This window comes from Calditrichota bacterium, assembly GCA_013151735.1.
Classification (GTDB): Bacteria; Zhuqueibacterota; JdFR-76; order JdFR-76; family BMS3Abin05; genus BMS3Abin05.
In genome coordinates this window covers 97857-122677 of record JAADHR010000199.1, presented here as the reverse complement: position 1 = coordinate 122677, position 24821 = coordinate 97857, and the positions used below count along the sequence as shown (strand labels likewise).

Below are 24821 nucleotides of genomic sequence, written 5' to 3'. Positions count from 1 at the left end.
TGCCGGGGAATAAATAGTCCGCCATCTAATCTTCACCAAACCGCATTCTTTCTGATGCCAAAATATTTTCAAGATTCAAAACGCCAATAATTTTTCCCTCCCAAAATGCCCCCCCAACAAAATAGCGTCTTTTTTCCTTACTCAGCGGAAGCAGATCGGATTGAATTTCAGACTTTTCGAACAAAAGCATATCCATGAGATCGGACACCACAAAACTTGTATCAATGTCTTTCCATTTAATCAGCAATAAAAAACACTTTTGCTGATCCAGTGGAAGGGGCTTTTGAAAAATAAAGTCGAATATGTCTACCACCGAAATAATCTCGCCCATAACGTTTGTAATGCCCAGCAAAAATCGCGGAACATCCGGAACGGGGGTGATTTTTCCAATGGGCATGGAATAGCGCACATTCTGGATGGGGAGCGCAAAGTATTCATTGAAAATGCGAAACGCAATATAGGCATCTTTCGGCTGACTCAATGCCTTGGAATCGGACTTGTTTGTCCGGGAAATCTGTTCAAGTATGGCGTCTGATCGGTTGCTGAGCATTTTCTCCTCTCTCATTCGGTCACTTTGGCAACGATAACGGTCACATCATCTTCCTGTTCTTTTCGATTTACAAAGATATCCAGTTGATTATAAAGATTATGGACGATATCTCTGGCTGATTCATCGTGGAAGATCTTGATAATTTCTGCAAGACGATCCAGGCCAAATTGCTCCTTGTACGGATTGACCGCTTCCATAATTCCGTCTGTATAAAAAACGATGATATCTCCCACATCCAAACGTATGTTCTTTTCTTCAAAATCCATTTGATCCAGAATGCCGATGATCATTCCCTCGGCATCCAACTCAATAACCTCTTTGGTGGCCGCTTTGTAAACCAACAGGGGAGGATGTCCGGCATTTCCATAACTAAACCAGCGGGTTTGCGGATTGTACCGCCCCAAAAACAAGGAAATAAACAGGCCCGCACGATCCAAATCCGGGAAAAGAAGGTGGTTGGTTTGCTTCAAAATGTCGGCCACTGAATGTTCCTGTTGAATAACCGATCGCATCACGCTTCTGGAAATGGCCATCATCAGAGCCGATCCGATGCTGTGCCCGGAGACATCGGCAATAATCATGTCTACACAGCCCTGTTCATTCTTGAAATAATCAAAATAATCCCCCCCCACATTTTTGGCCGTTTTACAATCCCCGTAAATATCCAGTCCGGCAACGGATGGCGGCTGTGACGGCAACAAACTCATCTGGATGGTTTCGGCGATTTCCAGTTCCCGGTGAACGCGCTCGGTATCTTTTAGTTCCTCAATAAGATGGGCATTATAAATGGATATTGCGGCAATGGAGGAAATACTGTTTAAAAGCATTAAATCATTCGTGGAGAACGGGCGGCCATCCCGTCGATCCGTTACATTGATAACCCCTATTCGTTTATCCCTTACCTTTACGGGCGAACACAGCATAGGAACGGAAATAAATCCGAAGCTGGAATATCTCCCCTCTACATTCGGATGGATCTCTTGCGGCAAATGACCAATATCCTCAACAAGAAGCGGAGCCCCTCTCCTGAGCACATACCCGCTGACGGTTCCTTCAATCGGCACAACAATTTTAATAATTTCATTCGGCAGCCCGCGGGAAGCTTCCAGCACAAGCCGATCATTGGTTTCATCATAGCTGAGAATACTGGCCTTTTTGACATCCAGTGCCTGAACAATTTTATCCAGGAGAATTTCATAAATCAATTGAAGCTCGAAGATGGCCCCCAGCGATTCACTCATTTCAAACAGGAGATTGATTTCTTCATACTTATCCAGAATTTCTTCTGATAAATTTTCAAGCTCATACTCATTGGCCATGCACAATTGAAGAATTTGGTGCAGTGCTTCGGCCGCCTTATCCAATAAGGATTTTCGTTTTGTTTTTCCAGTCTGGGGTTGCAACTGTAATTCGCCAAGCAGGATATCCTGATAGGTAACCGGGTATGTGGCGGGATCACCATCGGACACATTTTCGGGGAAGGTCCACAAAACCGAACCATGGGTATTCAGAATTTTTGCAGACAGGCGGTTCATTCGACAAACCGAATTCAACACTCGAACCGTTTCCCTGTGTTGAAAAATCTCATCAAAAACCATTTTGATATCCAGAGCCATATTTTCTCTCTATTCTTCCTTCCACTTATTGAGGCGTTTGGTAATCTGCAAATAATTTATCTTCCGGTTCATTTTATACTCAACCTCATCCATTAGCCGTGAAATAATAAAGAGTCCCCGCCCTCCGCTTTGACCACTCCCTGGGAGCTGCACGGTTTTGGGATCAAATAAAAAACCAGGGCCAGAATCGAAAATCCGGATCGTTACGCATTCATTCTCAATAATAATTTGAAAGCGTATCTTTTTTCTTGAATCATTTTGATGGGCATGAAACAGGACATTCGACAGGCCTTCGGTCAGGCACAGCTCCATATCCTGGACAAATTTTTCCTGATTCGGCAAGAGTTGTTGGAGTAAATCGTGCACTCCAATACTGACTATTCGAATATTTTCCCGTTTCCCCGAAAAAGATACATCTATCTTGAATTTTTCCATTGGCAACACATTCAATCTTCAGGCAAGTCAATGATATTGAAAATCTTGTTTAACCGGGTAACCTTAAATATGGATTGGACCTGAGACTTCAGATTGGAAATTTTGACATCCCCGCCGTTCATTTTCGCTTCCCGAAGGGCATAAACCAAAGCACCCAGCCCTGAACTATCAATAAATGTGACATGTTTTAGATCGACAACAATGTTCTGATTTCCCTCGGCAATTAGGTTCAGCAGGTAAGTCCTGATCTGGGTTGCATTTTGCACATCAATTCGGGTATCATCAATGTTGACCGCTGTGTAAACTCCCTGCTTTTCAGTGGAAAGTTCCATTGAGAGCATTCCTTCTATTTTATTCGTGTTTCATTTCCGCAGTTGGAATCCTGTTTACCGACATCTTCCAATTAATACACATGCCGGACGTGTTCAAAAAACCTCTGATATGTCCCATTACCTCCGTCTGCAGTGAATCAGGCAACTTGTGGTTCATTTTTACGAATTAAATAATTTTGCCTCTGACGACTCAAAATGGCTGTCCGAACAGCATCGCGAATATATTTCAGATCATTCGGTTTAATTGCAAAAAATGAAATCCCCTGCATCCTGGCCGACCGTTCCAGGTATTCGGAAGGCTTTTCTATCATTATAATTATTCGGATATTTCGGTCAATACCCTTAATTTTTTCAATGGACAGGGGGACCTTCATATCCTGTAAAAAATAATCCATAATCACCACATCCACACGTTCATTCCTGACCAAACTCAGCAATTCCTCCCCCGACGTCAGCTTCCAAACCCGATATCTGGGAGCACCCAATAAAGAATAGATTTTTTCCACTTCTTCTTTTTGATTGCCAACAATAGCAACCACTGGCCGATAGTGAGTCATTATAATCCTCGCGTTTAATTCTTTCGCCATTATTCCCTGCGCGGCCTATTTTTGGGATGACAAAAATTACTCCTTTGCCTGTTGTACCACAAATAGTGTTCCATTTAATAATTTCGGCCAGTCGAGCAGAAAAAATAAGTCGGTTGATTATTAAGGAGTTAGACAATTTTCAAAAGATTACAAAAATGTTTTGTATGTGACAAAAAGGAAAGAATGTGGCTATTTGCATTCAGGGCATGGGGTGTTTGGCCAGAAAAGCGGGAAAAATGGGTCAGATCAGCCTTCAGTATTTGCTCAAGAACACTTCTGTTTTATACAACCTGCTGTTTATTAAAGCGTAATATGAGAAGGAATCCACCTGTTTTTCAAAGAATACATGCGCGGTGCCTTCCGTTGCAAATTGCCACTCAGTGGCATTTTGCACAGGCAGATTAAAAAGAAATGGGAATGGAGTGGGGCACAATTTTCACGATAACTTGTAGCGCTTTATTTTCCGATAGAGGGTTGTCCGATCGATTTTCAGGATTTCGGCCGCCCGACTCCGGTCCCCCTTGACGGCACGGAGGGTGCGATCGATGGCCTCTTTCTCAATTTCTCTTAAAGAACGCAGAACAGTCCTTTCAGGCGGATTATCTTTCGGAATTTGCTGGATCAAATAATCGGGCAAATCTGAAACTTGAATGGTTTCTGTGCCGCCAAGAGCAAATGTGCGCTCAATCACATTTTCCAGTTCCCGCACATTTCCGGGCCAATGATACAACATAAGTACCTGAAGGGCTTCCGGGGAGATTCGCTTAATTCCGGATTTAGCCTGCTTTTTTCGGTATTTTTCAATGAAGTGCTGAACCAACAGCGGAATGTCATCGCGCCTTTCCCGCAAAGGAGGCACGTCGATTTGGACCACATTCAGGCGATAGAACAGGTCTTCCCGAAAGCGGCCTTCGGAAATGGCCTCTTCCAGATTCTGATTGGTCGCTGCAATAATTCGGACATCGACGGGAATCGGCCTGGAACCGCCAACCGGTTTCACCTCCCGTTCCTGCAGCGCACGCAGGAGTTTGGGCTGGACGTCCCGCGGCAGTTCGCCAATCTCATCCAGAAAAACGGTCCCTCCCTCCGCCAGGCGGAAAAGACCTTTCTTGGAATAGAGGGCCCCCGTAAATGATCCCTTTTCGTGCCCGAACAGCTCACTTTCCACCAAATTCGCAGGAATGGCACTGCAATCCACCGGCAAGAACGGCTTATCTGCCCAGGGCCCGTTAAAATGAATGGCTCGCGCGATAAGCTCCTTTCCGGTTCCGCTTTCTCCCTGAATCAGAACGGTACTTCGGTTTTTGCTGATCTTTTCAATAATCTGAAAAACCTTCTGCATCTGAGGCGTGGCCCCGATCAGATTCTGGAATTTGTATTTTTGGCGGACCGCTTCCTTTAAAATTTGGTTTTCTCGAATGAGCGATTGGGTCTGAATAATTCGCCGGAGGACATTCTCCAGCTCTTCAAAATTAACCGGCTTCGTGATATAATCATACGCCCCCGATTTCATGGCCTCCACAGCCGAATCAATGGTTCCCATTCCGGTAATTAAAATCACCTCAATCTGGGGTTTTCGTGATTTTATTTCCTTCAATAGCTCCAGTCCGCTCATGCCGGGCATTTTAAAATCGACTAACGCAATGTCAATGGGATGACGTTCCACTACGGCAAGGGCTTCCTGCCCATTTTGGGCGGTTTCCACATGGTAGCCCATTTTTTGAATAATATCCGAAAAGATGATTCGAAAATCTTCTTCGTCATCCGCAATGAGAATTGAAACTTCATCGGTCATGTGTTAATCTCCAAAAATTTTTACGTCCCAAAAAGCGCCAAGGGATTTTCTTCATGCGTGCAGGATTTTTACCGACTTAGTGTCCGTTGACTAAATCATATAAAATTTCAATCCCTTTTTCAAGGGCTTCCCTGGAAGCGGCAAAAGAAATCCGAAAATGGGTGTCTTTTTCCGAAAACGCCTGTCCCGGCACCATCAGCAATTTTCGTTTAACGGCTTGTTCAACCAGCTCCGTGGCTGTTCCTTGGGGTACTTTTGGAAAAATATAAAACGCTCCCTGCGGCTTTTGCACGTCCAGAAAGCCGCTCAATCCGTGGTAAATAAAATCCCTCTTCTCCTGATAGTCCCGAATAATTTCCGATCCGTCAAAATTTTCAGCAACCATGGCCGCTTTTTGCAAAAACGGCGGGGCACACACGTACGTGTAATGCTGAAGCATCTTGAAATACGTCATTAATTCATTCGCTGCTGCCACATAGCCGATGCGCCAACCGCTCATTCCCCAGCTTTTGGCATATCCCCGAAGAACAACCGCCTTCTCATAAAAATTGGCAATGCTTGTGTAAGGTATATCGTCGTACAGAAATTTATTGTAAATCTCATCGGAAATCACATAAAGATTGTGTTTTTTAGCCACTTCCGCAATGGCTTTCACCTCATCCGGTGACAAAACCACCCCCGTCGGGTTGTTGGGATTGTTGAGGACCAGCACCCGGGTCTTAGGTGAAATCATTGCTTCAATCTGTTCCGGGCGCAGCTTAAAATCGGGATACGTGTCAATAAATCGGGGAATACCGCCGAACAACTCAACGACGAAACTGTACATAACAAACCGGGGGTCAGGGATGAGCACTTCATCTCCGGGATTGACCAGAGCCATAATGCTGATGACATATCCGCCGGTTACGCCGCTGGTAATGATGACATCATCAAACTGTACGCCCTCCTCTTGAAGATTTTGGCTGAGCTGCTCCCGTAGTTCGGGTAACCCCTGGGTGTTCACGTATTGATTCAATCCCCGATCCATCCAGAGCTTGGCCTCCGCCCGAATGGGTTCCGGCACATTAAAATCGGTCATTCCAATGCTCAGATTTACGGGATTTTCAATGGATTGGGCCAGATCGAATATTTTTCGGATACCCGACGGTTTTAAATACTTTAATCGTTTGGCTAACATGTCTGCCTCTATGGTCAGATGGTTCTTTCACTCCCGGCTATTGTACGCATTTGCGGAAAAATCCGTAAAGGATTTCCTACCGCGGATCCCCCGTCAGATAAAACGCCGCCCAGAAATAGGGATACGGATGGATGTACTGCCGGACATAGTTTTGAGCCTCTTTCAAGGCCTGAGCCCGGGAAAGCCCCTGATGCAGGTACCGATGAAATCGCTTCATAATGACTGCCGTTGTCAGATCATCGACCTTCCAGAGGGAGGCTACCACGGCAGGTGTTCCCGCAAAAATAAAACTGCGCGATAACCCGATCACTTCATCTCCTCGGGTTATCTTTCCCAGACCCGTTTCGCAGGCGCTCATTGTGACCAAAAATGCGTTCATCCGAAGGCCAAATATTTCCCACGCTTCCAGACGGCCGTCGTTCAAGGAGTCGGGCGTCAGCCGCAGGGCCGAAAAAAGCGGATTCACCGGGTCATATTCCCCGTGGGTCGAAAAGAGATCCAGGTCATATTCTCCGATAATCCGTTTTACCCGGGTTTCCGTTGCTCGTTTTCGCAAAAGAACGGTTGTTTCCGAAAAGGTGCGTTTCAGGCTTTCCGCCTCTTTTTCGGCAAACGGCAGGTCGTAGCGAGGATTACCCAAATCCGGATCACCAACGGCCAGAACCTTTCGGATAACGCCTTTTGTCTTTTGAAAATGATCCCCCTTTTGCAGGCAGAATTTCAGGACCGTGGCGCTGGGGGCATTTGCCAGACGGAACCGCTCCAGCACATATCGGCCCTTGCCGTCCATCAGGGCCCCGAAGGGCAGATAATGAAGCACACCGTGCGGCACCAGAATGAGCTGCGAGCACGGTTTCAGAAAATTTCCCGCCGGACGAATGAGAATACGGTACAGGCGCCTGGCCTGGTCATCAATGGGAAGTTTCTTCTGCAAATCCGCCCGAAACATCCTGACCAGATTAATCAATTTTTTGGAGGAAATCGGTACAGACGACACGGCGATGGTATCTTTCCGAAGCGTCCAGAGAATCAGTTTTTTGGGAAGAACGTAATACGCCAAAAGCGCTGTTGAGTCGTCGAGAGAGCGTTGAATGTCCCCGACCCGAAACGGCTCCACAGACACCATCGACGCCAGTTCCGGATTGTCCATTCGAAGCCGATCCAAAAAATCCCGGTAACGGGCTCGCAAGCGGTCAAGCGTGGCGCGGATGCGGGAAATACTGTCTTTCAGAGCGGGCGTCATTTCGGGTGTTTGGTACACTTGCGCCAGAATGTTTTGCCACCGTTGAATGGTATTCTGGATGTGATTTCCCTGTTTTAGAGCTGTTGAATCGGCGCCCTCCCGAAAATTTATTTTTCGATTGCCCAGCATGTCGATAAAGCTTCTGGATTTTGCCCGCTCTGCAAATTCGAAGCTTTTCCGCGGTTTATGCTGTCGCACCAGCAAATTGATGACCTTCCCGTACACCCCCATTTTATCCGCCAGAAAGCCGGTTTGAAAACTTTCCACCCGAATCTGCGCGCGTTGTTTTTCAATCACATCAATGGCTTTTTCGTACGCCTGCAAGCCCTTTTGCAATGAATCCCTCTGTGTCCAGGTGTCCCCTAAAAACTCAAAGGCCTGCCAGGTGATTTCCGGGATTTCCAATTGTTGCGCCAAACGAACGGCCTCTTTCCCATACGCAAGGGCGGAATCCACCCGGCCCATTTGGTGATAGATACGCCCCAATCCCAATAAACAGGACGCCTCATTCCGGCGGTCGCGAATGCGCCGGCTCATGGCAAGGGCCCGCTTCATATACCCCAATGCCGCTTTATTCTTTTTCTCCTGCAAAAAGAAAAGACCCAGATTTCGAAAATCGTACCCCAGTCCCCGTTTGGCCGAAATCAGACTGTCAATTTTTATCGCCTGCCGATAGGCTGTTCGGGCAGAATCCCAATTGGCCTGCCGGGCATATCCGTTGCCAATGTTTTTAAGAATAGTCGCTTCGTCCAGGCTGTCCCCAAGGGATCTGGCCAGAGCCAGGGCCTGCATTTCAAGGGACAGGCCCTTTGGAATTTCATTCAAACTCATGAAAATAAGGCCTTTGGTTGAATAGGCCAGTTTCAAGAGCCGGGGGTCCTTCAATTTTTGGAAGATCTCGATGGCCTTCTCCTGCTCTTTCAGGGCGTGGAGGTAATCTCCCATCTTCCAGTAAATGTTGGCCAAAAATTGGTGTTCCAGTCCCTGATCACTCAAATTCCCAAGGTTTCGAGACAACGCCGCCGCTTTCATCTGGAAATCAAGCGATGTTTGGTACGAACCAATTTTCTCGTACGCCAGCCCCAGATACTGGTAAATTCGCATGTGTATTTTTGCAGGGGGTTCATTCTTAACAAGCGACAAACTCTTTTCAGCATACGCAATGGCCTGACTGTAGGCATCCAGATATTTCAGATGAATCCGACTCAAATCCAGCAGAATTTGTGCGCTTTCAGCCGGTTTTCCCAGTTTTTGGTAGATCCGGAGGGCCTTTTTCAAAAAGGAAAGCGCCTCGGAGTAATTCTTATTTCGCTCCTGCAAGAGCGCAATTTGCCGAAAGGCCTGTGCCTGTTCCGCATGCGTCCCCAACTGGGCCAGCAATTTTTCGTATTTCTTTTGGTAGAAAGCCATTTTTTTTCGATTGTGGAGGTGACTGTAAAAAACCAGCGCCGCATGGGTTCCTTCCAGAAGAGATTCCCAGTCTTTTTGATTTTCGTAAAACCGATTCAAAAGCTCTTGATAATGGGCGGCGCGCGGCCAGTATTTTCCATTGGCACTTGCCTCTACCAATTGCTGATACAGAATAACCACCTTCGCCGTTTGTTTCAGCAGCTTGGCCATCCGGAGGGCCTGCTCATAATTGCGAATGGCATCCCACCAGTAGCCCTTCTGTGCAAAACGGTACCCCATTGCAAACATCCGGTTGAGCCGGCTCTTTGCAAATTGCACCTCCTCCCCGGGGGACATGCCTTCAAATCCAAACCAACGATACGCATCCCACACATCCGGATCGGGGAAAACCTGCCTGACTTTCTTCTGAGCCATTTCGAATGCGTCAAAGGGACGCTCAGTAAACACGTGCTTGTAAAATTCATTAAAAAACAGGCGCCTGGCTTTTTCGGGAAGAGTGTGCATCTGGAAGATAAACGAGGGAACCCCGGCGTAAGTAAACGCATGAACAAGGGTCATTAAATCGGACGAGGGAATTGGAGTCTGCCCTTGAGAAGGATCCCTCTCGAGAATCAGCACATTTGCCCGGGAATCCAATCCGAAAACCTCGTGCATGTGAAGCCGGCCGTCGTTGTTTGGAGGAAAAGGTGAAATCAGTGTGGACATTTTGCGCCATTTCACATTTGGATAGCGCAATCCAAATGCCATCCGCATGGGCTGAAACCGATCCGTAAGGAGTGGTACCTTCAGGTGAATGATATCCGCATCCTGCACCACCTTTCGGAGATTTAGCTCTGTGGCTGACCGCCGGACATCCCGTACCAGGGTTGCTTTGGAAGGAACCGAAAAATCAAATACGGCCTTTCCCGGGGAAACAAATGCGATTTTTTTCTGGGGGATATGCCTCTTCTGAAACTGAAAATAGAAACTCATTAAATCCGCAGCATACTGAATGGAAACAGAATCGGAAAGACACCCGTTTTTGTAAGGTAAACGACCGAAGGGAAATTCCAGCAGGCTTCTGTCCGGAACAAAAATGAGCCGCGAAAAGGGCTGGCCTTGCTTGAGGAGCGGATCAATCAAATTTTGGCTTAGCCAGTGAAAATTTGAATCGGGTTCCGCGCAGACTCCTTTCATTGCCAGGGCTTTTTTGGCACGCGAAACCACCTCCGCCTTCGAAACCGGCAGGGCTGCCTGCAAAACGGTGTCGCGTGTTACCATCCAGGCCCAGCTGTCTTTCAGACCCAGATCATACCTGATCAACGCGGTACGCGGTTTTAAAATGGCCTGAATCTTTTTGACCGGAATGGTAACGGGCTGAACAAGTGCAACCAATTCGGGTTCGGTCTGAAGGTACTGCCGGATCATCTGCGTGTATTCTGTCTGAAGACTGTCCAGATGAGCCTTTATGCGGGATTGACGCTTAATATCGGGGATTTTTCGAGCCGACAATTCTCGCAGGCTGTTTTTCTGCCGGGCTATTTCAAGGAGTAAATAGCGGGCATTGCCGTAAAATATTTTGTGCGATTCCAATTTCAATTTCAGCCTGTATCCGCTCAGATCATCCAAAAACCACTTTTCTTCACGCCTCTCACTGATTTCAAGGGCCTTCTTCACCCGCCCGGCACGAGCCTCCTTGTTCAAGTAGGTTTCGTACACAAGTTCCTGATCCAGGCGGGGCTCGCCAATAAACTGGCGACCTCCGGTTGTGTCCGGTGTCGTTTCGAGAATCTGAACGGCTTCTTCAAGCAAGCGGAAGGCGGTCGAATCAGGTGCCAGGGGCCTTTCCCCCGGCTGACTCAGGGTACTCATTGCAAAATCGATCCGCCACAGCAAATTGGAGGCTCCTGTTTGAAGAGCCAGCTGCCGGGCGGCCTGCAGATCGGCTCTGGCTTCGTCCGGCCACCCCAAGAACAGATAAATATCCGCCCGATTTTTCCGAAGAATAATTTGTTCGCGCATCAAATGCAGCCGTGCCGCCCAGTCCAGCGCGCGGCCATAAATTTGCAAAACGTCTGTGGCCGCCGCGTAACGCTGAATCGTGCGTACCGATGACGTGTCCTGCTGCGTGCGCAACGGCAAAAGATACAAAAGTGTTTTCAAAATTCCTGTCTGGTACAACAGGGCCACCCGTTCTTTGGCCATTCCATAGGGAATGTTTTCCAGATAGCTGCGGCCCGTCATCAGAAGGGCCAAAACCCGCTTGTAATCCACCGTAATGGTTTGCGGCGTTTCTCCGGTCAGTTTTTCTTTTGTCCAAAAAGCAAGGGTCAGTCGGGCGATATTATTAAGATTAATCACCGCACCGGACCAATACTTCCTATCCCGGCAAATGGAAAATGAACGACTAAATTTTTTCCAGGCACTTTCATAATCCCCATAAAAGGAGTAGAGAAACCCCAGATTATTTTCGGTAACCGCCTCGGCCAAATGGTCTTTCTTCTGGTGAAACAGCCTTCTCTTTTCTTCCAAAACCCGGATGGCCTGTAAGAGATACTTTTGTTCGACATAATTCTTTTTTAGAAGCGTGTAGAGAAGGGCCCGCTCATCGGCCACGGTTAACACCCCTTTACTTCCCCCTTGTTCAAGAAGTTTGTTGATATTAAAAACCGGGATGGAGTAACCCAAAAACTCGATGCGCAAATATCCTTTTAACGAATGCTTGTCCTTGATCTTCCCCGAATCCAGGAGATTTAATGCGATTTGCAAATGCTTCAGCGAACTCCGAAAATCGTGTAAATACAGATACGCATTGGCCAAATTCCGATGGAGTCTCTCCAGGGTTCGTTCCTTTTCCGGGAGATTTTGAAGCGTTCGCACCGTTCTCAGAATATCCAGATAGTTTTCAACCGCAAGATCGTACTCCCCCGACATGAAATAGGCCCAGGCCAGACGATCCGTATTTTCCAGAATTTTCGGGGTGTTTTTCTGCTGCCGATACAGTGAAATCGCTTTCGAAATATCCTTTACCGCTTCCGGCCAGTTTTCGAGGATAATGGCGCAATGCCCCATCCGCTCATACACAAGCGCTTCTTGCTGAACGGAGCGGAATGTGGAGTCCAATTGCATGCGGATGCGGTAGTAATGAAAGGCCTTCTCAAAACCAAATTCACCCATTTGATAATAATTATTGGCCAAATTCAGGGTGAGCTGGGCCTCTAAGGTCGGATTTTTTTTCTCGTTATTAATGGACACACCTACGGTGAGAAGGTCAATGGCTTTTTCATACCAGAGGTGTTGTGCGGGGGCTTTTTGGAACGTAAGCGTCCGAACGGCCCAGAAGACCGGAGCCAGAACACCCTTTGTAATGCGCGAAACCAACGGTTCCTTTTGATTTTTCAGCATTCGCTCCAGGCCCGCCAGAGTTTCATAATTGAATCCCAGTGTCAGGTACGCGTAAACCAACCGGTAATTACGCTTGAGGGCGTTTTCGAGGTAACGATTTGAAAGCCGCAAAAGACGATATTCCTCCGAAAGCCGCTCCTGCCGCGTTGCCAGATAAGAATAGGCCAGACCCAGGGTGTACAGGTAAACATCATTTTCGGGACTTTTGAGGATTTTCTCCCGATAGTGACCGATTACGGCTGCTAATTGATTTCCCCGGTCGGCACACTTCACAATCCCCCGGTGGGCCTCTACATTCAGGGAATCGGTTGCAAGCACCGATTGAAAAGCCGAACGTGCCAGTTGCCAGTCATTTTGTGAAAGGAGTTTTTCCCCTTTATTCAACAGGGCACGAACCAAATTCTGCCGTACCCACCAGACCTGTGTGGAATCCAAAAGAGTGCCCTTTTGAAGCGTCTCCCGGCACACGCGAATCAGAGCCTGCGAATCCTTCATGAAATGGTTTATTGCAATCAAACCAACGGTCGCCCTGAAATAGGCTTCCCGCTCCGTGGAATAGTGGGTCCGGGTACGCACGAATTCACGAATGGCTACCCGAAAATCTCCCTGCTTCTCGTACGTGTACCCGATCTCGTATTGAGCCCATGCGGCGAGCTGCGGGATGTCCGAATAGGTTTGAATAAAAAACTGATACTCCTGAACCGGATCGGACCACTCCGGATTTTGAGACAGGATCCATTTTATTTTTTGAAGAACCACCTGATTCCAGTAAAAGGCATCGGGGTGCAGGCGCAGAAGAGCGGCCTCTGTTTTGACAGCCAATTGAAAATTCTGTAGTTCCGTGTAGATTTCCCCCAGCATAAGGCCCGCACGAAAAATTACATCCACGGCAATGGCTTTTTCATTCAGGACGGATTGAAGCCTTTCCAGCGACTGATTGTATTTTCCCAGTTTCCTGAAAAGCCTTGCCTGTTCCAGATACAGCAGCGCCCGGGACGTCTTGTCCCGAATTGTCTGGGAAAGAAGCGAATCGATTTCAACCATTTCAGCGGCCGGGTGAAGGGTACCCAACCTCCAGAGCGCCAGTTGCGCCCGGAGCGCCCAGGGAGTCTGCGTTGCCCCATCCTGAATGGCCCGGGAATAATACGTGTCGGCTAAGTTGTTCCAGCCGAGCTTTTCCGCCGTCTCTCCCATTTTAAAGGCAAATTGAGAAAAGAAATCCGGGGAGCCCTGGGCACGCTGTAAACCCTTTCTCAAAACAAACAGGCGCTGCAAGAGGTAGGTCTTTCGGGCTCTCCGCCAGACCGTTTGAAACGAAGAATCATTCAGAACCTGAAAATACCGCACCGGTTGAAGGGGAAATTTCTGCTCGGCAAACGCTGAAATGGCCCAGGGGGTATCCGGAATGCGAATCTCGCCAAACGGCTCCATGGCCCAGATATCCTTATTTCCCTCAAAGTCCGATGAAAAAAGGATCTTCCCGGTTTTCCCCCAAACGGGAAAATAGGATCCCCAGATTCCCGAGGTTTTAAACACCGGAAGATTGGCTTCGTCAAAATGGCCGTCTTTTGGCGGGGTTGAGGAACATTCGACCAGAACACCATGATCTGAAACCGTTTTCTTCCCATCCCCGTTGGTGTCGTAGGGATAGGTTACGACTAAAATGTGGGATGAATCGCTCCAGGCGGAAAAACCTGAAGGATTGCCTGACGAAAAAACAACAGATTCCTTTTCGGGAGAGACAGGAAATTCTTCGGGAGAAAACGGGATTCTAACAATTTGCCAGCGTCCCTTCGAGAATTTGGTAAAGGTCAGCCACCGGCCTCCCGGAGAAAATGCCGGCGAGAATCCGCCGTTGGTCGTTACCTGAAAGACCTTGCGGGTTTTCATTCTCAGGAGCCAGATATTTTTTCGTCCGGTTTGCCGGTCACTGACAAACGCCACCCATTTCCCGTCGGGAGAGACGGCCGGCTCGCCATCGTACCCCAGATAGTCGTTTAATTGCGTCGTTTTTTTTGAGAGGAGATAACCCCGAAAGAGGCGCACAGAAAGAAGATACAGATCTCCCAACCCATCCGATCGTTTGGAGATAAAAACAATTTGTTTCCCGTTTGGAAACCAGACCGGCTGAGTGTCTTCACTTTTGTGAGTGGTGAGTTGAAACAGGTCTCCCGTCTGAGTGTTTTTGGCCCAGATGTCATAGTTTTGATTGCGGTCCGAGGCAAACACCAGCCACTTCCCCCGGGGTGAAAGCGAAGGAAAGATATCATTTTTCGGGTGGGTCGTTAGGTGCTGCAGCCCCTCCAAGCGCGGAGAAAACAATTTTTCATAATAGGAAGAAAGTCCGGCTTCCTGCGATACGGCCGTTGAAGCCCAGAGAACAGCCAACAAAAATCCTGCAAAAAACGGAAAAATCTGAAGGATGGAAAACTGATTTTGGGTCTTGAAACGCAAACAAATAATCCTTTTTTATTTGACGTCCTTTTCAAACACGCGAAAACCCCTTACTGCCATGACCTGACGCTCGCGGAAAGCCCGTCATTTCCCTTTCGCCTCACGCGTAAACATCCGCTTCCCCACGCTTAATTAAACTGGGTTGAAAACGTGCCGATTCATGCGAGAAAATGCACGGCCAACCCTGAATAAGGGTTATTTCTTTTTCACCCATTTTCCATTTGGAAGCTGAATCCATGTTCCGGGTCTGGAATTCTCGCGATTCATTTTTGCAAAAACGGCTTGAACCTCTTCCGGAGAAGCGTTCTTTAGATTCTCGTTTACCTGGATAATTCGATTCATAATAATTTTACGATCATGATTTTCTTCATTTAGAATCATGAGGGCCCGTTTCTTGAGCTCCGGGTTCTTTTCCAATTTATCCGGGTTCCGTATTTCCAGTAGTCCCTGATTATTTTCGCCAAAAATCCCCATGCGTTTAAATTCTTCCACATCATCCTGATTGAATTTGCGATTCTGAATGGCTTTTAAAACCAGCCGTTTTTCAATGGACATCACCGGTTTCCGCTTGCCCTCAAGGGCCCGGGTAGAGGCCACCATATCGGCATCGTTCTCAATCTCCTGATACGTCCCCTCAACCTGCTTTTCAAGGGTTGTTTTCTCACCTGTAATGGTGACTTCGGGGGCTTTGATACTGCAGCTGTATAATCCGACACTCAGAATCGCCAACAGTCCAAACCCTATGACCTTTTTCATTTTTGCCTCCTTCGCTGTGACAAAAGCACTTATTTTTGACCGGTTTTTTCGATTTGTTTCACCTCGTTATCCATGGATTTCAGCGCGTTTTCAATCGCGTTCCAACGCGTGGTTTGTTTCTCCACACAAATATTTTCCCATGCCGCCAAATACAGGGCACCAATCTTATTCCATTTGAAATCTGATGGAAATGGCTGTACACCTATGGCTAATTGCTTTTTCACAACCCGAAAAATCTCCCGTTTCCAGCGGCGATCCAGAACGGAATCCGACGCCGCAAGAATGTTCTTCCGGGACGGCAGATACCCAAAGGTGTTCATGGCTTGTTTCTGCAGATTTTCTCCCGTTATAAAGCGAATCACTTTATAGGCCAATTGAGGATTTCGAAATCGGGATGGAATGCCGAGCGACCACAGATAGAATCCCGACACCTTTTTGCCCGCGCGTTCAGAAACAAGATTTTTCCCCAGCAGGAGTGAACAACCTTTTGGGAGAGTAGATATTCCAACCTCACTCAATTTTAGAGGAACGTGAAGTGTATCCGACGCTAACCCCCCAAAAAGCGTGAACAGTTGGGATTGGTCAAAGAAGGACAGAAATATATTCTCCGATAGAAATTCAGAAATCAAATCGGTTCCCAACCAGTTATTCTCCCACATCTCCGGATTGTAAAGACCCTCTTTTATAAAAAGGCTTTCCCATTGAAACATGTCTATCACGGATGTATTGAGTGGATGGAACAGATCATTTGTTGAAGCACCCAATTCAAAAGCGCGTGTTGACAAATCATTGAGTGTTCCGGTTGTGGGAGCCCCCGAATGCGCCATTCTGGGAATCAACAACCCCTGACTGGGCTTGGCAGCCCAGTAATAGGCCATAAAGGCCAAATCATAAAAATCCCATTTTTCGGGATTTTTTTCCATGGCGTACCCCACAGGAAGCCCCCAATGATTGTATTTTTGCATGACAAAAGAAAACTCTCTTTCATACAATCTCCAATCCCGGAGTACCTCGCGAACAGCCGGTTTAAAATAGGCCATTAGAAAAAGCGTCCCGCGTTCAGGAAGGAAAGTCACCTTTTGAGCATTGTTCTCCTCCGGGAAAAGGCTAAAATCGTACATTCTGAGGTCCTGCCGTAACTGTTCCTCGGACACGGCCTGTTTCAGAGGAATAATCATTTTTTTCTTGCGCAAATAATCCGACAATTCCAGGGGGACCTCAATCACACCCATTTTATTGGAACGGCCATCCTTTTCCAGATTAAGCATATCCAGGAGGTCTTCATCCTGAAAATAGGCGGAAACCGTAATCTTCCACCCAAAGGATTTTCCCAGACCCGACAATTTTTCCTGCAGCCATTTTGCGTACGCATCAGACCCCTGAATGAGCACGGTCATCTCCCGGGGAGACCTCTGCCCGCAACCGGGTGCCAAAACGGCACCAACGATCAGAAGAACCAATCCCCATATCCATACTTTTCGAAATCTATTGATCATCTCTTTCTTCCTCACTGTTTGTTTCAAAAAGTTTCGCAATCCCTTCCCATCTTTCCGGATTGGCCGAACTCATCACGGTTACCGTACCCTTTTCAGCAGGCTCACTGGCTGCAGGCATTCCCTTGTTTTTGAACACAATTGTACGATCCGCATGCCTCAGATAGGGCGTATCCGGAGGGGCGGCGCCAATGGCCATGACTTCAGGGTTCGTACCCCAGCTCATCTCAAACCACTTTTTCAATTTTGCAACCAGAACGCTTTCATTATTCCTTCCAACGGCCATATAAAACGAGCCTTCCTTTCGAATCCGGATTCCTCGTTTTGAGGCCTGCACATTTAGTTTGTCCCTCCACTCCCCGCCGGCGTAAGGATCCACATAAAATGCAAGTGAATAGCGGGCGTTTTGGTAAAAGCCCGCCAGATGCAATGGAATCCCCGCAATTTGGGCGAATTCCTCTACCGAAAATTCCTCAGCAAACCGAATGGGTAAATGATTCACACGCCTGAATTCCTCCATAAATTCCCTGATTGGCGCAACAGGCAATCCATTTTCAATAACCTCACACCCCTCTTTTTCAACGGCCTTTATTTCAACATCAAAATAGCCAAAGGGAATGTAAAGCGCGCCTCCACTTTCGACAATAAACGGATCGGTGAGTCCCAACTGCCCGCGAAAATAGATCACTTGCTGAACAGGCCAGCGGGACCACACTACCCAGGGGATCCCTCTCAGATACGCCCGATTGAGGATGTCCCGGGCATCCTCCCATTGAAAGCTCCGCGGGTTTACCAACACATTTTCCAGCGCAGAAAAAATAATTAAGGGCTTCTTCATCATTTTACTAATGCCTCTGACCGTTGCATCTACTGAATCGGTTCTGACGTCTGCAGCGCCATATTAATCGCAAACGACAGCGGAATTCGCACCAACGACACTTTTCCGCCGGATATTTTAAAGGGATAATACCAGGGCTGCGACAGAAGAATCGTTGGGTACAGGTTTCCGTGCCGGATACGGAAGGAAATCAGCTTGGGTTTTGCCCCGAAGCGAATGAGCTGACGCACCTGTTGAATACTCTTGTCAAGACCCTGGGGATCCAGGCTTCTCAACAAATTGTCTGTGGTTGCGGGGCCAATCTCCGTTACCTCAGCACCCCCCTGTATATCCAGACCCTTTTCAAGATCCAGGCCTTTTCCTTTAAAGTGAAAAGAAGCCGCAATTTGGGACTGTTTCTTTTTCCGGTTCCGCGAGCCGGGAAATTTGGCCGAATTTACCCGTGCAATCTGAGCCCGAATTTCGTATGACATATCCTTCAACTGCCCCGTACCCAAATTTAACCACATTTGCGAAACAAGGTTTCCGTCGTACAAATTTATTCGGGTATTGGGCAGTAAAATACGCCCATTTTCCACCCGGATGTCGCTTCGCAGATTTGTAAGCGTGTAATTCAAAACAGAAATGGTATCTACGCCAATGGTTCGAAAAAGAGAATCGGATCGAAAATAATACGGTTGGAAAACCGGGTACAGCGTCAGCGAAATCGGAACAGCCGTCTTGTTCGAAATTAAAAGACTTCTTTCGATATCCACCCCCATGCGAAAGGGAATCTCCCCGCGAATTCCTCTGATCGTCGCTGTTTTCTCAATGGCTACATTAAATCCTTTAAGCGTGATTGCCCCGTCTGCACACACATTTTCAGGAGTAAGCGAATCGGTTTTCACCCGAAAATGCCCCAGAAGATTTCCTGAAAGGGTTATGCCTACAAGGGTTGGAAAGGGCTGAGAGGAATGCACGCTAAAATCGCCTGCCAGGTTCAGCCGCGGAAAGGTCTCGCTCAAATGGGTAACATCGCCGCTTGCCTGAACAACCGCGTGGAGATCCGGCTGGTTGAGAGAAAAATGCTTCAGGTGAATGCTATCCAGATCCCTGATCTCTGCCCGGCCCTCAAAATGTGTATTTTTGACGGGCCCTGCCAGCACATCCCTCAAAAATGCCGATCGGACATCGCCCTGAAACCGGGCGTTTAAATGGTCCGGTGTACCGCCGAAATCGGCTTGCAGGGCAAGGTCATTCACATTCAACAGGAGTTCCGAATCAATAAAATAAGGAACCGTAACCGTTGCCTGTCCGTTAACGGTCACCTTCAAAGAATCCGTCTCCGGATTCAGGGCTGCCTGAGCTTCCGCCTGAACCGTCACCCGTCCATTCCAATCCGCAAACTGAAGGCTTTCCAGAATATCCGACGGAAGGAAGGGGCGCACCCTGGAGAGGTCAACCGAAAATTCCTCCAATTGTGCATTGGCTTTTTTCTGAAGCGGCTCAACGGTGGCGCGAATAACCCCATTGACAAAATCGTTGAGGGTTAGTCTGAAATCATTCAGAAAAACCTTTTGAAAACCCGGTGCACTTTTCAGATTTCCCTTTCCCGTAAAATCAATTTCAGGAAGGGATTCAAAAATACCCGGGGCATAACGATATTGGAGGTCATTTGAATGCACGGTTGCCTGAACAAAGGCATTCATTCCGTAACTGGCCACCAGAAGTCCGCTGGCGCTCAGATGCCCCCGGGCACTGCCGCCTGAAATCCCCCCCACGTCCAATCCCTGGATCTGAATTTGCGTCGATCCATCGAAGTCCTCAATTTTCAGATTTTTCAAATACGGAACGGAAGCCACTGTAAATTCCGAATAACTGGAGATTTGTGCCCCCAGCAGGCTGTCGGCAGAAAACATAAAATTTATTTTTTTCGGAACCCCATTTCTCCCCAGCACAAAATGAGACGAACCGAGGATATTTTTCCCGGAAATTTCCAGGCTTTCCGCAGGAGCCACAGACAATGAAGGCAAAACAAATGAAGCCTTTACATCTCCCCGAATAAAGTTTGAATCCCTGATTTGTCCGGTGGCCAAAAGTTTCGCAGAAAAACGGGTTATTTGTGCCCCGATTTCAGGAATGGCAAGTGAAAGATGCTGAACCAGCGGCTGCAACCGGTAGGAGCCGTTGAAGTGGTTTTCCGCAGATGTTGCGCGGGCACGAAAATCTGAAAAATCGATTATTCCGGACAACCGGGCCGATTTCAGGGGATTGTTACCCAAAAGCGGAAGGGTTTTGAGATACGTACTCAGTTCCGTGAGGTTGACCCGTCCCTGCTGACAGGCGACCCTCACATCCGGAGTACTTGAGAGGCTGTCGGCAGACACCCGAATTGCCGTGCGCAAAAAAGCCCCCACCGCTGCTTGTATGTTCAGGAATTTCACGGAAAGGGTTTTCGGAGCCACCTCACCCTTCAGCTCAGTCCGAACGTCCGGCAGGTTGTTGACGAGGCGAATGAGGGAATCGGCCGAAGATACGCGGGTTCCGAAAAGCCGAATGGCCATGGGCTTCAGATGAAACGCACCGGCCACACGAACGCGGGCGGATGGACGCGCCAACGTGTCGCCTTCGGTTGAATCCGGCTGTTCGGGCGTGCGGAATTCCGTTTGCAGGGTCCATTCCCCCGAGGCTTCGATCTTCTTTAGAAAGAACCCGGGCAAAGGAACACCCCTCGCAGGCACCAGCGACACCTGAATTTTTCCGCGTCTGGAAAACACCGACAATTGAAAGGACAAATGATCAAGAAGGGTTGCGGGATTCAGTCCCTTAAGGACAAAATGATCCAGTTGAACAGAAATGGGGCCAATTTTTGCGACGGCTTCTCCGAGTGAATCGGCAATTTCGGCATTCATTCCCGCATCCCGTACAGAGAACTCCCGCAAACGAAGCGAGATTTTCTTCACAATTCCGGGAATTTTCAATTCCTGTGAAGAAGAATCCGGCGCGGGAGAATTTGCAGAAGGCGAAATCAAATCCTCAAAATTCCAGACTCCGTTTCGGTTCCGGCGAAGAAACAGATGGGGTTCAACGACCTCAATCCGTTTAATTTCAATTTTTTTCTTAAAGAGGGACCATAGCCGATAATTCAATTGAACGGATTTCACGGTCAGGAAAACCCGTTTGGGAAAACGGGTCGTATCATAAACAACCAGATCGTGCAATTCGAAACCAGAAAAGGGATGAATACGAAGGGAGGTTGCCGTGATCTTCCGGTGGGTGTTTTCCCGAAGCTGTTCTAAAATCAGGGTTTGGACTTTGTCCGGCGGAAATTTTATTCTGAGATACGCATAAAGAATGATCAGAATCCCTAAAAACAGCACCGCGATCAAGCTTGTGATTCGTAAAGCTTTTCTCATAAAGTTGGGATTCTTTCAAAATTTGGGTGACTGGCCAGAGAGAATTCCATCCAAAAAAGGGTTCTAACTTTTTGTTCTTTCTTTTGTTAAAAGATATAAAAATATTTTGCTTTTTACAAGAAAAATTTATAAGTTTAAGTAAATGAATTTCAACTCAAAATCAGCCTGTTGTTTTTTGGACCCAAAAGAAACATTCGAACACATTTTGTTGGTTTCAATCAAAAAGGGAGGGTAACAATGGATTTTCTAAAAAAAGTGCAGGACTCACTCGATAAATTTTCAAAAGCCAGCACAGAGGTGGCCAAGGAAGGCCTGGATAAGCTTTCAGAAAAGGCCGGTGAGTTATCCAAACTGGGGAAAACCAAACTGGACATTTTGAAATTACAAAAGAAACTGGATTCCCTGTTTGAGGAACTCGGAAAAGAGGCTTACCCCTTGATCACAGAAAAGAAATTTGACGAAATGGAGGCGAAATTATCGAGCCTCTTAAGCCAGATCGGATCTGTGAAAGAAGAGCTTACACAAAAAGAGCTGGAAATCGAATTAAACCGGCAGGAAACGGAAAAGACCACCATCGACTCCAGCCGCGTGAAAGAATTGCGAAAGGATCTGGAATCGGGCGGAGGCGCCATCGAACAGGTCATTATTTATGATTATTCACCCGTTGTGGGCAAAAAGCTAAAGGATGTGGAGCTTCCGAAAGAGGTGCTTGTGGGCACCATTCTTCGCGAGGAAACGGTGGTTATCCCCGATGGTACTTACGAGTTTAAGGTGGGAGACAAGGTTACGCTGCTCGGGAAAAAAGACGATGTGGACAAAACCATCCCGTTAATTGCCGGAACACCACCGGTTGTGGAGGTTGAAGCGGAAGAAACTGACGAAGCGAAGAAAGAGAATTAAGAAAGGGGCTGGCGGTTGGCAAAGGACCTCGATCGTCTGATCGGCTCTGCCAGAACGCCCCTTTTTTGCCCCCCTTTCATTCGCGGCCATTCTTTCGGCCTACGACTTGGGAAGGTCGGGCTTTAAATCACCCAAATTAATCTTTTCCAGAAAAATCTGCCGGTGTGGAAAAGGAATCTCAATTCCGGCTTCATCCAGAACCATTTTGATCCGTTTCCGAAGTTCATATCCCAGCGGAATCTCAATGGCCGGATTGTCAATCCAGATCATCAACTCCATGTCAATACTGGACTCGCCGATATTGGTCACATTGACCTCGGGCTCCGGGTTTTTCAAAATTTGCGGCATGTTTTCAATGGATTTCAGCACCACTTCCTGCGCTTTGGGGATGAATTCCTTGTAAGCGATTCCAAACGGAATTCGCACCCGAAGAAAAGGGTAGTCGCTGTGATTTACAATGCGCGATTCAATAATCTTGTGATTCGGCAAATCCACTTTTGTGTTATCCAGCGTACGAAGAAGCGTGGAGCGCATGGTAATTTTTTCAACGCGGCCGTACGTACCATCCAGTTCAACAAAATCCCCTTCCCTGAACGGGTGATCAATCAGGATAATAATTCCGGCAATCATGTTGGACAGGGTTTGCTGGGCCGCCAGACCCAGGGCAATGCCGGCAACCCCAAGGGTTGAGATAAGCGTAATGACCTTTATCTGCATTTGATTCAAGGCCATAACCAGGGCTGTTCCCATAAAGAGCAAACGGATGGTTTTAACGATTACGTTTGAGACGCTCTCTCCCACGCCGGAGCGTTTAAAAGCCCGCAAAATGAAATAACGGGCCACCAGATAAAAGAAGTAGCCCATTAAAACAATAATGGCAGCCGCTATCAAGTTGGGCAAATACAGCAAAAGTTTCGTAAACAATTGCGTGACATCCAGAAACCCCAGCGCCTGTTTAATCTGTTCAACGATGGGTTCCAGCGAAATGTTGGATGGGTTTAGGCCCAAAAGCAAAAGCATTAATCGTCTCCCAAATAAAGTTTTTCATGAAATACAATTTTGCGGGAACCTATTTTCCGGATCAGTTCCTCTTCATCCAGGGCAAAAAGGGGGCTGATTTCAATGGCCCCGATGACATGGTTGAATTCGTCTCTGGGTATTTTTACGCCGGCCTTTTCCAACCACCGGCCGAATAGATCCGTCAAATCCCGGCGTGCGGTTTGCGGAGAATCTTCTCCTTCTTTGTTTTTCACCGGGCTGAATTCCTCTTCTCTCACAACCTCCATGACAACTGACGACGTGGTATCCCGGAGCGCATCAAAGATAAACGTTTCAAATTTGTAGCCGTTGGGTGCGTCCGGTTCAATTCGGCGCCCGGTTTCATCCAGGTACGGAATCTTTTTATGGGCCACGTGGTACGGGAGTTTAAACCCTTTTTCCGTTTCGGCTTCCAGAAAATCCCTGCGAAAAAAGTGGATGGCAATGCTTCCGGCATTGTATTTCAACGTGCCATCCGGATTCCGCGCCAGCATGTCTTCTTCTGACAGATCACTGTATTCAACCACCGAAAGCTTCCCGTTGTAAATCCCAATAACCCCCAATTTTTCAAACGGATCACGTTTTGGAACGACCTTACTGGACATCTCTGCATTTTGTTGAATGTGGTACCCCAGGAAAATGGGATCAGCAATTTTTACCAGCACATTATCGACCTGAAAATAGAAGAGTTGTTCCACCCCCCTTCTTTTCATATCCTCGAGGGCACCGCTCTCGTAAAGAGCCAGCAGCGTCCCCCCGTGCCCGTTTGGGCTGGTAAACACGTGTCCCTTTTCATCCAAAAGAATCCGTCCCTCCTTGTCCACGGCGGGCAGCATATCCTGAACAAAGAAAACGATCTGTGAAGCCTTTAGCCCAAAATAGTTATTTGCCTCGAAAAATTCCCGTGTCGGCTGATCATTGGATTCGCTGGTCATGATGTACCAGGGCAGTTCCACACCGTAGCGTTTTTCAAGGGCCCTGATTTTTTCGGCATGCCATTGGAAGAGCGATTTATTTTTCACCGGAGTGATCGGAAACATTCCTTTGGGTCCGGGGTAACCCAACCGCGTGCCCTGGCCCCCCGCCACCAGGATAAGCCCCACTTTACCGCTTCGAAGGGCCTCTTCTCCGATTTTTTTCGCTTCCCGGGCCCGGGCAATTTCCGCTTTGGTTTTTGGGATCGGAATGGTCTGGGGGGGTTCCAATTCACCATCAAACCGGCGGGGCCTGGGATTACGGATAAAGGTTTCCACCAGATGATTAATTAAATCCAGATCTATTTTTTTGAGCTGTTCAAGAAATCTCTTCTGCTCTTTCTCTGTTAAGTCGTCCCAAAATCGGAAAACATGCCCCTGTCCCGCTTTTTCAAAAGATTCTTTTAGTGTTTTCCAGTCCTGCATAATAACCCGCCTCCTTCT

The 24821-nt window shown here is 47.6% G+C and carries 15 protein-coding genes; 1 reads left to right on the top strand and 14 read right to left on the bottom strand.

Annotated features, from left to right (window positions below; all coding sequences use genetic code 11):
- Positions 1-25: 25 nt before the first annotated feature.
- From GXO76_14515 to GXO76_14460, 12 genes are all read right to left on the bottom strand, one after another.
- Positions 26-550, bottom strand: coding sequence for a hypothetical protein (locus tag GXO76_14515; protein NOY79062.1), 525 nt, complete (start codon positions 548-550; stop codon positions 26-28).
- 11 nt (positions 551-561) lie between these two features.
- Positions 562-2166: a SpoIIE family protein phosphatase gene (locus tag GXO76_14510; protein NOY79061.1), complete on the bottom strand. Its 1605-nt coding sequence runs from the start codon at positions 2164-2166 to the stop codon at positions 562-564.
- Between the two features lie 9 nt (positions 2167-2175).
- On the bottom strand, positions 2176-2601 hold the full coding sequence (locus GXO76_14505; GenBank protein ID NOY79060.1) for an ATP-binding protein: 426 nt from the start codon (positions 2599-2601) through the stop codon (positions 2176-2178).
- A gap of 11 nt (positions 2602-2612) precedes the next feature.
- Positions 2613-2933: an STAS domain-containing protein gene (locus GXO76_14500; GenBank protein NOY79059.1), complete on the bottom strand. Its 321-nt coding sequence runs from the start codon at positions 2931-2933 to the stop codon at positions 2613-2615.
- Between the two features lie 137 nt (positions 2934-3070).
- Positions 3071-3490 (bottom strand): response regulator, encoded by a 420-nt coding sequence (locus tag GXO76_14495; GenBank protein ID NOY79058.1) that lies wholly within the window; start codon positions 3488-3490, stop codon positions 3071-3073.
- Positions 3491-3956: 466 nt separating this feature from the next.
- Positions 3957-5315 (bottom strand): sigma-54-dependent Fis family transcriptional regulator, encoded by a 1359-nt coding sequence (locus tag GXO76_14490; protein NOY79057.1) that lies wholly within the window; start codon positions 5313-5315, stop codon positions 3957-3959.
- Positions 5316-5391: 76 nt separating this feature from the next.
- The gene (locus GXO76_14485) at positions 5392-6492 is read right to left on the bottom strand and encodes an aminotransferase class I/II-fold pyridoxal phosphate-dependent enzyme (protein ID NOY79056.1); all 1101 of its coding nucleotides are present in this window, start codon (positions 6490-6492) and stop codon (positions 5392-5394) included.
- 76 nt (positions 6493-6568) lie between these two features.
- Entirely contained in the window at positions 6569-14917 is an 8349-nt protein-coding gene (locus GXO76_14480; GenBank protein NOY79055.1) for a CHAT domain-containing protein, read from the bottom strand.
- A 261-nt stretch (positions 14918-15178) separates the two neighbouring features.
- Entirely contained in the window at positions 15179-15739 is a 561-nt protein-coding gene (locus GXO76_14475) for a YdbL family protein (GenBank protein ID NOY79054.1), read from the bottom strand.
- Between the two features lie 29 nt (positions 15740-15768).
- Positions 15769-17235: a hypothetical protein gene (locus GXO76_14470; protein ID NOY79053.1), complete on the bottom strand. Its 1467-nt coding sequence runs from the start codon at positions 17233-17235 to the stop codon at positions 15769-15771.
- Entirely contained in the window at positions 17225-18070 is an 846-nt protein-coding gene (locus GXO76_14465; protein ID NOY79052.1) for a hypothetical protein, read from the bottom strand. Before GXO76_14465 ends, GXO76_14470 begins: the two co-directional genes overlap by 11 nt.
- Positions 18071-18099: 29 nt before the next feature.
- The gene (locus GXO76_14460) at positions 18100-21465 is read right to left on the bottom strand and encodes an AsmA family protein (protein NOY79051.1); all 3366 of its coding nucleotides are present in this window, start codon (positions 21463-21465) and stop codon (positions 18100-18102) included.
- A 237-nt stretch (positions 21466-21702) separates the two neighbouring features.
- On the opposite strand from GXO76_14460, the gene GXO76_14455 reads away from it, so the two are divergent.
- Positions 21703-22365: a hypothetical protein gene (locus tag GXO76_14455; protein NOY79050.1), complete on the top strand. Its 663-nt coding sequence runs from the start codon at positions 21703-21705 to the stop codon at positions 22363-22365.
- A gap of 99 nt (positions 22366-22464) precedes the next feature.
- Here the strand turns inward: GXO76_14455 and GXO76_14450 are convergent, their stop codons facing one another.
- Both GXO76_14450 and GXO76_14445 read right to left on the bottom strand, forming a co-directional pair.
- Complete coding sequence (locus GXO76_14450) at positions 22465-23385, bottom strand: mechanosensitive ion channel (GenBank protein ID NOY79049.1); 921 nt, start codon at positions 23383-23385, stop codon at positions 22465-22467.
- Complete coding sequence (locus GXO76_14445) at positions 23385-24803, bottom strand: UDPGP type 1 family protein (GenBank protein NOY79048.1); 1419 nt, start codon at positions 24801-24803, stop codon at positions 23385-23387. Before GXO76_14445 ends, GXO76_14450 begins: the two co-directional genes overlap by 1 nt.
- Positions 24804-24821 lie beyond the last annotated feature (18 nt).

Bases quoted from the DNA above. Each gene is read 5' to 3' on its own strand.
- GXO76_14485 (NOY79056.1), bottom strand. From the start codon at position 6,492: ATGTTAGCCAAACGATTAAAGTATTTAAAACCGTCGGGTATCCGAAAA.
- GXO76_14455 (NOY79050.1), top strand. From the start codon at position 21,703: ATGGATTTTCTAAAAAAAGTGCAGGACTCACTCGATAAATTTTCAAAA.
- GXO76_14460 (NOY79051.1), bottom strand. From the start codon at position 21,465: ATGAGAAAAGCTTTACGAATCACAAGCTTGATCGCGGTGCTGTTTTTA.
- GXO76_14495 (NOY79058.1), bottom strand. From the start codon at position 3,490: ATGACTCACTATCGGCCAGTGGTTGCTATTGTTGGCAATCAAAAAGAA.
- GXO76_14445 (NOY79048.1), bottom strand. From the start codon at position 24,803: ATGCAGGACTGGAAAACACTAAAAGAATCTTTTGAAAAAGCGGGACAG.
- GXO76_14505 (NOY79060.1), bottom strand. From the start codon at position 2,601: ATGGAAAAATTCAAGATAGATGTATCTTTTTCGGGGAAACGGGAAAAT.
- GXO76_14475 (NOY79054.1), bottom strand. From the start codon at position 15,739: ATGAAAAAGGTCATAGGGTTTGGACTGTTGGCGATTCTGAGTGTCGGA.
- GXO76_14470 (NOY79053.1), bottom strand. From the start codon at position 17,235: ATGATCAATAGATTTCGAAAAGTATGGATATGGGGATTGGTTCTTCTG.
- GXO76_14500 (NOY79059.1), bottom strand. From the start codon at position 2,933: ATGGAACTTTCCACTGAAAAGCAGGGAGTTTACACAGCGGTCAACATT.
- GXO76_14465 (NOY79052.1), bottom strand. From the start codon at position 18,070: ATGAAGAAGCCCTTAATTATTTTTTCTGCGCTGGAAAATGTGTTGGTA.
- GXO76_14450 (NOY79049.1), bottom strand. From the start codon at position 23,385: ATGCTTTTGCTTTTGGGCCTAAACCCATCCAACATTTCGCTGGAACCC.
- GXO76_14490 (NOY79057.1), bottom strand. From the start codon at position 5,315: ATGACCGATGAAGTTTCAATTCTCATTGCGGATGACGAAGAAGATTTT.
- GXO76_14515 (NOY79062.1), bottom strand. From the start codon at position 550: ATGCTCAGCAACCGATCAGACGCCATACTTGAACAGATTTCCCGGACA.
- GXO76_14510 (NOY79061.1), bottom strand. From the start codon at position 2,166: ATGGCTCTGGATATCAAAATGGTTTTTGATGAGATTTTTCAACACAGG.